Here is a 13,095-nt window from a genome sequence, read left to right on the forward strand (position 1 = left end):
CACCCACAGGTATCCCAGAAACTTCAGAATAGCGCCACACCGCGCCAAAGACGTGTCTATAGCCCTCTTATGAACACCACTCCTCGTGTAAACCAGCAACCCCACTCATCCCCACACAACACACAAGGCGCCCCATTAGCACACCAAAAGCATGTATCCTCTACCTCCCGCCACAAACACCGAGATGGAGGACGTGGAGGTAATGGTGGCCATCGTGGACGCAAACCAATGCAGACACGAATGAATCGCCAACCAGAAAACTTAGACAAAAAGAGCCCCCTTATTCCCCCACCAGCACCTGGGGTATTACGAGTTGTTCCTCTTGGTGGAACTGAAGAGATTGGAAAAAACATGACCGTTCTAGAATACGGCGATGAAATCATTGTTATAGATGCAGGATTCCAATTTAGCGAAGCCGAAACTCCTGGAATTGACTACATCCTCCCCGATGTAACGTACCTCAAAGAGCGCAAAGCAAAAGTGAAAGCTCTCTTTATCACCCATGGTCACTATGACCACATCGGAGCTATTCCCTACATCATTGAAGACATGGGAAATCCGCCAATTTACTCCCGTGAATTTGGTTCAATGATTATTCAAAAACGACAAATGGAATTTCCAGATGTTGCACCGATAGACATGCACACTATCCGCGGAACGGAAACAATAAAAATCGGACAACACTTTTCAATTACTTTTTTTCCTATCTCCCACGCAATTCCTGACTCCATGGGACTTTTGATTGAAACACCCGTAGGAACAGTTGCATTCGTTGAAGACGTGCGTGTTGATCACATCGACGGCAAGCCAACAGATAAGGAAAAGGAGCACTACGCATTCTTTAAAGACAAAAATATTGTTCTCTTTACCCTCGATTCAACAAGCGTTGAAAAACCTGGTTTTTCTCTCCCCGAATCAAAGGCACTTGGAACTATCGACACCATTCTTAAGGACGTGCCCGGACGACTCATCATTGGTACCTTTGCGTCTCAAGTTGAACGTGTCATTCAAATAATCAACATTGCGCAAAAGTATAACAAAATGATTGCTGTTGATGGCCGTTCAATGAAAACAAACCTTGAGATTGTTAAATTGCTCAAGCTTGTTAAATTCGACAACATCATTCCCATTGAAGAAATCGATAAGTACCCTGCAAATAAAATAGTTATTCTTGCAACTGGCGCGCAAGGCGAAGAATATTCTGTCTTTGATCGTATTGCCAACAAAACACACAAATATATTACACTCGCTAAATCGGACACTGTTATTTTCTCCTCATCTGTTATTCCTGGAAACGAACGTTCCATTACAAAATTAAAAGACAGCTTGTACCGACAAGAGGCACACATCATCACATACACCGACTCAGCCGTACACGCATCCGGACATGGAAACCGTGATGAGCTTGGATGGATTCATCAACAGATTAAGTACCGCTATTTTATGCCACTTCACGGGCATCACTTCATGCTCCGTATTCATGCAGAATTGGCAGAAACATTAGGAACACCAAAAGAAAATATCGTAATACCTGACAACGGGTCTATTATTGAAATCAGCGAACAAGGAACAAAAATAAACGTTCGAAAAGAGAAGGCACCATCTGGCTCAATTATGGTTGATGGTTTTTCAATTGGAGAACATCAAAAAGTAGTTATTCGAGACCGACAAACACTCGCAGAAGATGGCATCTTTGTTATTGTTGTCTCTGTAAACCCTCGTACAGGAAAACTACGAAAATCACCTGACATTATTTCGCGTGGTTTTGTGTATCTCAAAGAACAACAAGAACTCATCGCAGGTGCACGTACGCTTGTTACAAAAACAGTTGAAAAAACAACCCACGGCATGCAACCTATTAACTTTGATATCGTTAAAACCGTTGTAACCGATGACGTTCGACGTTTTCTCTTCCAAAAAACAGGAAAATCACCTATAGTTATTCCTGTTGTTATCGGAGTCTAACTACGCATCACTAATGAAACGCACGATACTCTTGAAGAATACATACCTCTTCACCTTTTTTCTTGGCCTTCACGCATTTCTCTTCCTCTATATCAATTCAAGCATTCTTGAACAATTTGTTTCTCAAAAACAAGTTGGAGTATTGTTTGCAATAAGCTCACTTTTTACCATTCCTATTCTTATATTCCTTCCTCACATACTAAAGAAATTCGGTGATGTACGCCTTACACTCGCAACACTCATACTTGAAGGTACTGCTCTTTTTTATTTAGTTAGCAGCACAAACATATATGTCGTTATCATGGCATTTTTTGCACACACTGTTTTGTTGCGCATCCTTCTTCTTGATACTGATGTATTACTTGAAAGCGCTTCGCGCGATGCAGCGACCGGAAAAACTCGTGGTATTTTTCTAACTATCCTCAACTCATCTCTGGTCCTCTCTCCTCTTCTCGTTGGAATACTTTTACAGCAGGGAAATACCTACATGCGCGTTTTTGTCGCTGCCCTATGCGCACTCGTCCCCGCTTTTCTCATACTGGCATTTTCTTTCAAGCATTTTTCAGACCCTCGATACACCCGCATTGCCCTCGTGCCAACCATTAAAAAAATGTGGAACACGCAAGCCTTACGTATTATTTTTATGTTAGATATGGTACTGCGCACCTTTTATGCAACCATGGTGATTTACATGGGTATGTACCTACACACAACGCTATCTCTCCCGTGGAGTAGCATTGGAATCATCTTTACAGTCATGCTTCTTCCCTTTGCACTTCTTGAGTTTCCTCTCGGCTATCTCGCCGACACACGCTTTGGAGAAAAGGAGATGCTTATTGCAGGCCTCATGATAACTGGAATTACAACAGTACTACTTCCATGGATAACAAGCACCAGTGTCATTGTGTGGAGTATCGCCCTTCTTATAACGCGTATTGGTGCAAGCACCATAGAAATAATGACCGAAACATACTTTTTCAAACACGTGCAAGGAAAAGATCTTGAAATGATGAGCTTATACCGCATTGTTGAACCCTGTGCGTATGTCGTAGCCCCTATCGGTGCCTCAATACTGCTATTTTTTATTGATACACAATATCTTTTTCTCGTTCTTGGAGCCATCGTACTCTGCGGGCTCGTTCCCGCGTATGCTCTTCACGATACAAAATAGCAATCATTTTTTAGCAAGGTACTTGATATGCTATACTTTTCACTCTATTAGAAAAACACACTACATATGGAACAACAAACAAAAAACGTCTCTATTTACTCAACACCAACATGCCATTTTTGTCACATGGCAAAAGATTTCTTTACTGAAAAAGGTATTACATTCACAGAATACAACGTTGCTGAAGACATGCAAAAACGTACTGAAATGGTTGATAAAACCGGGCAACTTGGAGTTCCTGTTATTTCTATTGTTACAACAACAATTCCTGAGGGGCAGGAGGGGCACGAGAATCTTATTATTGGTTTTGATGAAGGACGCCTTCGCAAGCTTCTTTCTATTGCATAATCAAGAAACCAAATATTCAATTAAACGTCCGACGTTTTATAAAAAATGGCCCTCATATGAGAGCCATTTTTTATTACTGAGCGGTATCGGTTGCAGTTGAAGTTTGAGTCGTTGGGCCACCTTCTGGATTTTCGAGTACCACAGGACCAACGTTAATAATGATGTCATTTTTTAAATCAAACAAAATAGCCCGTGAGATACTTGGATAGATAAGCAAGATATCACCATTTTTTGCATTTTGAAGAAACGGTACGCCTTGTGTAAGCGAAGCGTCTTCAACAATTCTAATATCTGGTGTTTCATTCGGTATTTTAATATGCTTACCAAGCATTGCAACAATACTTTGCACATCTTTTTCAGACAGCGACGTTGTTTGCACAGTATCAACACCAGGAATCTTTACACCGCTTCCCTTTTTTAAAAAAGAAACACCAATAAGAACAACTATAACAACGACAAGAATGATAAATATTTTTTTTCTCATACACATAATTAACGAACAATAATCTTTTTAACTTTTCTTTGGGGAGATCTCGGATCTTTTCTTCCCACTGGAGACACCACATGTGTCCCGCACACCTCTTTTCGTACACTTTGTTGAACGGGTGTCTCTGCATACTCTGCGTGCACACGTACCTTAGGATTTTGCAAAACACTACCATTCACAATATTATTAGCACCTTTTTGTCGTATACGACATGGTCGATGTGTTAAATACAATCCAACTAAACAACCAATACCTACACCGATGATACTAACAATGCATTGCACGAAAATTTGCACATCAAAAGTACGAAGGAATATTTCTTGCATATGTGTGCAGTATATCAAATAAGATTTTTTTAAAAAGCTGAAGCTGGCAATATTCTCGCAAGTGATTCTATTTTACCAGTAAATACAAGTGTCGGAAGACCAAAAAAACAATTTCGTTTTATATCTATTGCTGCACCACCAGAGTTTCCACGTTCTATTTTTGCTGAAGTGGTGAAGTAGTTTTCATCAAATCCTGAAATAATACCCTCAGTTGCAGTTATCGTTTCTTTTGCCCCAATGGCAGGATACCCAAGAATAAGAACGGCGTCACCAATACGTGGTTTATCAGCACATATCTGAGAAGGTTTCATAGACACGGTATTTTCAGCGATATATCCATATCCAAAATCAACATCTCTTGAGATCACTACATTTGAATCATCAATGACAACATGCGCATCACTACCAGAGGCTGACAATGTGCACCGTATCAACCGAGCGCCATCCATACTAAGAACATGCCCGCTCGTAATAAACCGTGTACCTAATGATGTACTTTCCAATAATGCCGATCCTTTGGAAGTTTCTATATCACCACTATCTGTTTTTCGGAACAAACACTCCGCACGATATACCACTGGACTCCATTGTGTTACCAAACTACTCACGTCAGTTGTTGTAACAATTTTTTCAATCTGTGTTTCTTGCGCATCCAAGTGGCCGGAAAGTGCGCCTAGTTTTTCTTTCAACAGAGCACTTTCTTTTATTTGGTCTTCGTCACGCAATGCACTAGACGTCTTCAGTGCCTCTGTGTCACCAGTAATATCCGACAAATGTTGCTCTAATACAGAAATACGCGCGCGAGTCTGTGCAACCTCTTCTTCAACATGGATACATGAGGTACGAATCTCACGCATGGCCACAAAAAATCCTACAATCAAAACCAGCAAAATACTTACTACAACACCAATCTGTACACCATGTTTTTTTATACTATACAATTTCATATATAAAAAACTACTTAAATACAACAGGGATCTCAAGTGCCATATCATTTTCAGATAACCCCGAAGGATTATCTTTTTTCAAAATCAGAGTACCATTTTTATCATACGCCGGTTTTGAAAACTCTATTGTACCTGTGAATGGCACGAACTCCTCTGTCATCCATTCACTCGTAGTGGCAAATCCCTCAGCAATTATTTTTCCATCCCAATCAACAAGAAGAACTGGAAATGAGCCTTCAAAAAACCATGTTCCCCGGGCACGACCAGAAATAGTGAGTGGCGATGCGATTTCAGTATGTATACGAGGAGATACTACGTATATCATATCTGGGATACTCGCACCAAGCGGATTTTCTATACTCTGATTGAATATATACCATCCGGCAAAAAACGAGAAAAAAAGGAAGCTGCCAACAAGAATACTTTTTTTCATACTATACAATTAAAAAAATAATGCGCGTACAGAATATCCAATAGTTGCAATTCCAATGCTGTGCATGACAAACAAAATAAGAAAAAGTTTTATTGGCGATACCTTGTTAATACCAATTAAAATAAGACCTAACTCATCAGGAAGCGGCGAAGAAATACATACTGCACCAAAAAAAAGTGATGTACGATGGAACAATTTTGTTTTCACTATTTTCTTAAAACCCCCGAAACGAGGCTGCCGTAATAAATTTTTTGTTTCCTCATCAAGGCTCTTGTGAATAACACGCAAAATAACACAATCACCAAGCGCCGCACCGAGTCCACCAATAAGTGCAACCTGCCAAACCGGCGTCACCCGCATAATCTCTCCCAACACGGCAATTGATGGAACTGCGGTAAAAAATGACGTGAAGAAAAAACCAGCAACAAAACTTCCTAAAAGTTGAAAATCACGAAGGTGTACCAAAAGAGTACCCACAACATCTGTTTGTACAATATACACAGCAACACAAACACTCACGACAATTCCAATAATTTTTAATACAATACGCATGACTATTTTCTTACAAAAAGATTTTCGGGTTTTTTATTTGCTCTTACCGCCTCTTTAATGAGGTTTGATGTTGTCGGCATCAACGGATTGAGCATACGACCAATGCGGTATACTCGTACGGCAAGTTCCGCAATAAGTGCCCTCCCTTTTTCTGGATCTGTTTTAATTATCTTAAATGGCTGTGTTTCTTGGATTGACACGTCACACTCAGTAATCTCAGCCCACACCATATCGCACGCGTCATTAAATCGATAGGTATCAAGTAATTCAAAATACGCACTAAAATCTTCCCATTCAGGAACCTGCACAGGAGCATCAAGATACTCTTCCGCCATTTTCATAACACGAGACACAAGATTTCCTAAGCCATTAGAGAGTCCTGCATTGTAGCTTTCAACAAAACGCTCCCGGGTAAAATCAGAATCTTCAAACGGGTGAATGTGGCGTAAAAAGAAATACCGAACAGCGTCTGTACCAAATTCGTCAACAAACGCAATTGGGTCTATTACATTTCCGAGTGATTTGCTTATTTTTTGTCCTCCACTTGTTATAAATCCGTGATACACAACAAGGTCGGTGGGCTTAATGTGTGCCGACATAAGCATTGCCTGCCACATGAGCGACTGAAAACGAACTTGATCCTTCCCCGCCATTTGAACCGTTGTTCCATCAATCCAAAACTTCTGGAAAGTGCCATCCGAATCTTCTGGCCATCCTAATGTTGAAATATAGTTAGTAAGAGCGTCAAACCATACATACATCACGTGTTCATCATCACCAGGAACTGGGACTCCCCACGACATCCGCTCTTTTCGTCGTGATATTGAAAAATCCTCAAGCCCCTCTCCAATCAACCGCTCTGCTTCTATCCGACGAACTGCAGGCACAATAGAATTTTTTGTAAGATACTCTCGAAGTGCGTCAGTATATTTTGAAAAACGAAAAAAATAATTTTCTTCGGATACACGTTCTGGTACTAAATTTGGGTGCAACGGACAACGCCCATCCACGAGATCTCGATCATTGAGATACCTCTCACACCCGACACAGTACAGTCCTTCAAAATTTTTTTTATAGATATCACCCCCCACCTCACAGCGACGCCATAATTCTTGAGCCGCAGATATATGGTGCGGATTGGTTGTTCGTACGAACGCATCAAACGAGAGGTTTAATTTTTCTTTTAGACTTTCAAAACGTTTCGCATAAAAATCAACATACGCCTGAACCTCTTTTCCCTCCTCTTTTGCTTTAGTAAATATTTTCTGCCCGTGCTCATCTGTTCCTGTATTAAAAAACACCTCATCGCCTTGTAACCGTCGTGATCGCGCATATGTATCTGCTTGAACAAACTCGAGAGCGTGCCCTACATGAGGATTGTCATTAACATACGGGAGTGTTGTGGTAATGTATGTTTTTTTCATACTGTGTCAGTATAGCAAAATAAGGTCTTTTTAGCATATACACCACGCCATCTTGACTAGAGAACTGAATCAACACATGATGGAAATAGATGATCTGCCAACAGCTACCCACATGGAGGAATACAATGAGATATTACTTTCGTTGTGCCACGTGTCCGGGGTGTGAGGTGACCAAAGAAGCATTTGACGGAGTACTTTTTGCAGTATATGCACACGAACCAGATGTGTGTGCACGACACCGTAACGAGCTACAGGTTGCGGAAAATGCTGTAGTAGATTTTTCAAGTACCTGCCCCATGTGTTCACGCAACGGAGGCCAGTCAGTGGTTACCATCACCATACAGCCGAAGCAGCTAAACTAAAACACGCGACGTACGGGAATATTCCGCACATCGCGTGTTTTTCATTTTTTAAAATACTTATGCCTCAGTTGTTACACCATCAAACTCTGGACCATCGGCAATAGCCTCTGCTTTTGTGTGACGTTCAACTCCATCCTTATGATGTGCTGGTGCGTAGATAGTATACAGCTTGAGCATATCCGTTGTTGATACGTTAACAACATTGTGTGTTGCTCCTGCCGGAACAATAACCGCATCTCCATCAGAAACACTGTACTCGGTTTCATTGATCACAACCTTTCCTTCACCTTTTTCAAAGCGAAAAAATTGATCATTTTCTTCATGCACCTCAGAACCTATTTCCTCCCCTGGAAGAAGTGACATAAGCACCAATTGACAGTGCTGTGCAGTGTAGAGCACTTTTCGAAAATTTTCATTTTCTAATGTGAGCTTCTCGATATTGTCTTTGTATCCTTTTTTCATATGTATTATTTATTTAAATACGTAACAGTAAATTGTAATGTTGTAGCAAAGCAAACCCATACAAGATACGGGATTTGTGCGTACGTAACCCATCGCATGTGTGGATATATAACCACCATCGCCCAAACAAGAGTGCCCAGAACAAAAAGGACATCAACACCTGCAAGAAGGTTATTTCGTAATCCAAACTGTATTGGGGTAAACGCAAGATTAAAAACTATATTGAGGAGAAATGGAAGAAGTACAAAAAATGAAATACGTCCTTTTGTAAAAAGATAGACCACATATCCAAATGAGAGTGCAATACCAATATACAGTACGCTCCACACAGGACCGAAAAGCCACGATGGCGGTGCCCATGTTGGCTTAATAAGTTCCTGATACCACGTATATGTTGGCATACAAAATTAACGCACAATTATTCTCCACCGAGTGCTTCCTTTACCCTCTTCACTAATTCTTCAATTTTTATGTTTGATTTAATAATGTATTCAAACACCTCTTGATCCATCGCCTTCGCAACACTATCAGTATCACTTAAGTTCGTTAGGATAATAACATGTGCACCAGCACCCCACGTATCTGCGCGCAGTTTCTGTAGCATCATTACACCATCCATAAGTGGCATGACAACATCAAGGAGAATTAGGTCTGGATGTTCTTGTAGTGCTACCTGCAATCCCTCTACACCATTTTTTGCAGGAAGTGTGTGAAATCCTTCACCTGCAAGTTTGTCACACAAAGCATTTCGCAACGGTGTTTCGTCTTCTACAACTAGGATGGTCTTTTTTGTTTCCATATTGGTTTACTAACGGGATTTATTGTACACAGCAACAAACCCATTGTCTAATGTCTCTATGCACTGCGCTGCTAGGGCCCTTTTATGGACTAATCCAACTTCTTTGACCCCTCTTTCTTTTTCATTCCATCTACAGATAATGCCACGTAAAACGTTGAACCTTTTTTCTCCTCTGAGATAAACCACACCTTCCCTCCTGATTCATCAATGATGGATTTGACCATATACAACCCGAGACCTGTTCCTTCAGTTTCAGATTCTCGTGCGTTAGTGGCACGGAAAAGTTTAGAGAAAATCTTATCCTGTTCACCGACAGGAATACCAATACCCGAATCAGTTACAGACACCACCAAACTATCCTCATCAAGAAACCTTTCCCCAAGTGCATCTCCTTTAGAGTGTGTGTCCACAACAATCGTAACTGTTCCTTTTGTGGACGTATACTTCACAGCATTTGATAACAGATTTTGAATAACCATTCTAAATAATTTTTGATCTGCCAAAAAAGGATTTGGAAGAGTGCCAAATGATGTTGAAACACTTAATTTTCGCTTCTTAATTTCAAAGCGCAATTCTCCTAACACACTTTGTATTAATCCAGCTACGTCTGTCGATGTTGGTTCAATAATAAATGTTCCCAAATCAAGACGAGATACATTAAGAAGCGCATTCACCAAATCAACCATGCGCTGATTACCTCGATACACCTCTTCCAAAAACTTTTTCTGTTCTTTTGTAATTTTTCCAGCATCACCTGAAAGCAACATCTCTGTGTACCAATTTATCGCCGAGAGTGGTGTACGAAGCTGATGAGAAGCCAGTGAAACGAATTCGGTTTTTGCTTTATCAATTTCCTTTTCTTTTGTTATATCACGCTCGAGGGCAACAAAATATACTATGTCACCTTGCTTGTTAAAAATTGGAGATATACTAATAACAGCTGTATATATTTCTCCGTTCTTTCTTTTATTTTCTATCTCGCCAATAAATGTCTTCTTCTGGACCTTAATCGTATTCCACAAATGTGCATAATACTCAGGTGGCATTGGTTTTTTCCACAATGTTCCAGCCTTTTTACCAATAGCTTCTTCTGGCGTATATCCTGTAATCTTCTCTAAAATCTTGTTACCATACACAACGGTACCTTCTGCGTCAGCAATAACAATTTGGTCTGATGCATTCTCTACTGCTTGTTTGAATTTTTCTAAATCATTTGCAAGAGCTTCAGATTGCCTCTTCTCTTTCTCAACATCCTCAAGAATATTAAGAATTGCCACTTTTTGATCATTTAAATCTTTTGCCTTTTTTCTTATTTCTTGTGTCTGTTCTTCAACCCTCGCACCCAAGTTTTCATATAAGTCCTTTAAATTCTTTGACATACCATTCAATGTTTTTGCAACATCCATAAGTTCATCATCTGTTTTCAAATCTATTGTTTTTGAAAAATCACCAGAAGAAATACCCTCGGCAAATTCTTTGAACCTCTTTAACGGAGAGAGTGCTGTAGAAAGTAACCAATAATTTATAGCCGTAGAAAGAACTATTCCAAACAACATAAACCCCAAGAGAATTGCCAGAATATGCAACACAGTATTATTCACAATACCTAATCTTATTTCAGTAACGAGATAAAAAGGTGAGTCCTCAATCTTATCAACATGAATAATCTCAGTGTCATTATCTTCTACATCAACCACCCTCATGATTAATGTCGAAGTTCCTGTTCGTAGAGCTTTTTGTACCTCACCATACTGAAGAGGTACGATTTCCGTGTTAAGAAACTTTTTTGATACTTGTAATTCTCTTTTTTCTTCAATAGTCAGAGTTCCCAAACTCTTCAAAAAACGCTCGGGTCTATTTGAGGCAATAACTACACCATACTTATCAACAAGCATGACCGTATTTATTCGTCCGATTTCACTCTCAACAATAGCGGAGTTAATTTCATCACCGGTGATCTTTACAACAAAAATACCGAGCACCTTTCCCTTTTCATCAAAAACAGGATGTGAGAAAAAATATCCAAATCTATTTGTCATTTTTCCAAGGAGAAGATCAACGGAGGGTCTTCCTGCCATACCTTCCGTATAATACACACGGAAACTATAATCTTGTCCAACAAAACTCGGATCAGTTGAAAGGAGCGCTATCCCTTTTGTATTAAGCAAATAAAGCGACAAATACTTAGGGTCTGTAGATGCGTAGTCGGAAAATATCTTTAATACTGCCAACCTCTTTTTTTCATCAGGATTTTGTAAGTATTCTTTTACATACTCCTGGGTGGCAATTGTTTTTACAAAAACTTCATTTTTATCCAATATTTGTCGACTCTCATGAACCTGTTCAGTAATAAGTTTATCGGTTTCTTTCAATTTTTCATTAACAAGCGTGTTTCCGAGATAAAAATAGACCCCAGCCGCTGTTAATATTGATAAAATAACCGCCGATACAAAAATCGAAAAGATAATCTTTGTTTTTAATTTCAATTTTTTAAACATGATGACACAGAATACTGAGAAGCTTTAGTAAGTGTACCATACCTGACGGCGCGTTCTACAATTTATATACGTAATTATTTTTATTTTAATTTTTCAAGTGTTATAAAAATAATTATTCTGCTTCTTGCCACGAAGAAATCGTGAGCGGATTAAATGCACTCGTGGTTATGGTGAGTTTGCGAGTAATGTCACCGACATTACCCCACCATCTTTTTTATAGTTTCAACAATAGTCACAATCGGCGTATCTGCTTTAACAAAAAATCCATTGGCACCAAGTTCACGCGCACGTTGTTCATCTTGTGGTTGACTGAGATTTGTCAACACAATAATTGGAGTTTGTATTTTTTTTTCTTTTATGACACTCAGAACTTGAAACCCGTCCATCTTGGGCATAACCAAATCACACACAATAAGTGCGAACCCACCTCTTTCTAAATCACCCACCGCGTCTTCCCCATTAGCTGCGCAATGCACATCAAAACCATACTTAGTTAGTTTAAGTTCAAGCGCATGAGCCAGTGGCTTTTCGTCCTCAATAATAAGAATTTTTTTCTTTGGATTAACCATATCCGAATTCCTTTAAAGGATATCACGGCATTACTACAATCCTGCTAAACGAATCACTCCATACATAATTCCAATACCCAGAACCGTTGCAAATGTTGTCCATTTTACGGGATGCGCGTGGTGACTTTCTGGAAGCAGGTCACTTGCGCCAATGTATAAAAAGAATCCAGAAAAAAGAGCGAGAAAAAGCGCAAGTGTTGTATCCTGCACCGAGAAAAAAAGTGTCGAGAGCACACCGAGAACGGGAGCACACGCATCAACGAATAACCATCGCAATGCCTGTTTTTTGTCTCCTCCATTTTTTAAAATAAAACCAACAGTATTTATTCCGTCTGAAAAATCGTGTGTTAAGACAGCTGCCGCAACAATCGCACCAACCACAGGTGATACTTGAAATGCCAAACCAATACCAACACCATCAAGAAAACTATGCAATGATAAACTTCCCGCTCCGACCTTTCCCCGCCCCTCATGTGCACAATGCTCGTCATGTCCGTGCACCAAAAATAATCTATCAAGTAATAAATACAGAACAAAACCAACTGCCATAACCGTTGTCATAAAAGAAGCCGAATACACTGCGCTTCCCAGTTCAATTGATTCTGGTATTAAATCAAAAAAAACAATACCAATAACCGCACCCGCACTAAATCCTAAAATAAGGTGGAGACGATCTTTAAGACGGAGTGCAAAGAGCCCGCCAAGCAGTGTTGCTAAAAATGTTGCAATGGTAATTATGATAATCATACGTT

The 13,095-nt window shown here is 39.8% G+C and carries 16 protein-coding genes; 4 read left to right on the forward strand and 12 right to left on the reverse strand.

The genetic code is table 11. From position 1 onward, the window contains the following. Positions 1-69 precede the first annotated feature (69 nt). The 3 genes from IPJ70_01655 (at position 70) to IPJ70_01665 (ending at position 3,484) form a co-directional block, all read left to right on the forward strand. Positions 70-1,965: a ribonuclease J gene (locus tag IPJ70_01655; GenBank protein ID QQR82796.1), complete on the forward strand. Its 1,896-nt coding sequence runs from the start codon at positions 70-72 to the stop codon at positions 1,963-1,965. A gap of 13 nt (positions 1,966-1,978) precedes the next feature. Next, positions 1,979-3,136, forward strand: coding sequence for an MFS transporter (locus tag IPJ70_01660; GenBank protein ID QQR82797.1), 1,158 nt, complete (start codon positions 1,979-1,981; stop codon positions 3,134-3,136). 66 nt (positions 3,137-3,202) lie between these two features. Further along, the gene (locus tag IPJ70_01665; protein QQR82798.1) at positions 3,203-3,484 is read left to right on the forward strand and encodes a glutaredoxin family protein; all 282 of its coding nucleotides are present in this window, start codon (positions 3,203-3,205) and stop codon (positions 3,482-3,484) included. A 73-nt stretch (positions 3,485-3,557) separates the two neighbouring features. Here IPJ70_01665 and IPJ70_01670 read toward each other — a convergent pair whose 3' ends face one another. The 6 genes from IPJ70_01670 to IPJ70_01695 are packed head-to-tail and all read right to left on the reverse strand — an operon-like array spanning position 3,558 to position 7,653. Further along, positions 3,558-3,968 (reverse strand): hypothetical protein, encoded by a 411-nt coding sequence (locus tag IPJ70_01670; protein QQR82799.1) that lies wholly within the window; start codon positions 3,966-3,968, stop codon positions 3,558-3,560. Positions 3,969-3,976: 8 nt separating this feature from the next. After that, positions 3,977-4,297 carry a hypothetical protein gene (locus IPJ70_01675; protein ID QQR82800.1) on the reverse strand — a complete coding sequence of 107 codons (321 nt, stop codon included), beginning with the start codon at positions 4,295-4,297 and terminating at the stop codon, positions 3,977-3,979. Positions 4,298-4,326: 29 nt separating this feature from the next. Further along, a complete protein-coding gene (locus IPJ70_01680) occupies positions 4,327-5,244 on the reverse strand; it encodes a trypsin-like peptidase domain-containing protein (protein QQR82801.1) in 918 nt (305 codons plus the stop codon). Positions 5,245-5,254: 10 nt separating this feature from the next. After that, positions 5,255-5,677, reverse strand: coding sequence for a Gmad2 immunoglobulin-like domain-containing protein (locus IPJ70_01685; protein ID QQR82802.1), 423 nt, complete (start codon positions 5,675-5,677; stop codon positions 5,255-5,257). Between the two features lie 9 nt (positions 5,678-5,686). Further along, positions 5,687-6,229, reverse strand: coding sequence for a hypothetical protein (locus tag IPJ70_01690; protein QQR82803.1), 543 nt, complete (start codon positions 6,227-6,229; stop codon positions 5,687-5,689). A gap of 2 nt (positions 6,230-6,231) precedes the next feature. Then, positions 6,232-7,653 (reverse strand): methionine--tRNA ligase, encoded by a 1,422-nt coding sequence (locus IPJ70_01695; protein QQR82804.1) that lies wholly within the window; start codon positions 7,651-7,653, stop codon positions 6,232-6,234. A 125-nt stretch (positions 7,654-7,778) separates the two neighbouring features. Here IPJ70_01695 and IPJ70_01700 point away from each other — a divergent pair, with 125 nt between their 5' ends. Further along, positions 7,779-8,015: a hypothetical protein gene (locus IPJ70_01700; protein ID QQR82805.1), complete on the forward strand. Its 237-nt coding sequence runs from the start codon at positions 7,779-7,781 to the stop codon at positions 8,013-8,015. Between the two features lie 57 nt (positions 8,016-8,072). On the opposite strand, the gene IPJ70_01705 is transcribed toward IPJ70_01700, so the two are convergent. From IPJ70_01705 to IPJ70_01730, 6 genes are all read right to left on the reverse strand, one after another. Continuing rightward, on the reverse strand, positions 8,073-8,477 hold the full coding sequence (locus tag IPJ70_01705; protein QQR82806.1) for a cupin domain-containing protein: 405 nt from the start codon (positions 8,475-8,477) through the stop codon (positions 8,073-8,075). Between the two features lie 5 nt (positions 8,478-8,482). After that, positions 8,483-8,878 carry a tryptophan-rich sensory protein gene (locus tag IPJ70_01710; protein QQR82807.1) on the reverse strand — a complete coding sequence of 132 codons (396 nt, stop codon included), beginning with the start codon at positions 8,876-8,878 and terminating at the stop codon, positions 8,483-8,485. A gap of 17 nt (positions 8,879-8,895) precedes the next feature. After that, positions 8,896-9,276 (reverse strand): response regulator transcription factor, encoded by a 381-nt coding sequence (locus IPJ70_01715; protein ID QQR82808.1) that lies wholly within the window; start codon positions 9,274-9,276, stop codon positions 8,896-8,898. Positions 9,277-9,365: 89 nt separating this feature from the next. Continuing rightward, a complete protein-coding gene (locus IPJ70_01720; GenBank protein ID QQR82809.1) occupies positions 9,366-11,774 on the reverse strand; it encodes a PAS domain S-box protein in 2,409 nt (802 codons plus the stop codon). Positions 11,775-11,971: 197 nt separating this feature from the next. Beyond that, entirely contained in the window at positions 11,972-12,343 is a 372-nt protein-coding gene (locus IPJ70_01725; protein QQR82810.1) for a response regulator, read from the reverse strand. A gap of 33 nt (positions 12,344-12,376) precedes the next feature. Continuing rightward, positions 12,377-13,090 (reverse strand): ZIP family metal transporter, encoded by a 714-nt coding sequence (locus IPJ70_01730; GenBank protein QQR82811.1) that lies wholly within the window; start codon positions 13,088-13,090, stop codon positions 12,377-12,379. Positions 13,091-13,095 lie beyond the last annotated feature (5 nt).

This window comes from Candidatus Campbellbacteria bacterium, from assembly GCA_016699465.1.
Lineage (GTDB): Bacteria > Patescibacteriota > Minisyncoccia > Phycocordibacterales > EsbW-18 > EsbW-18.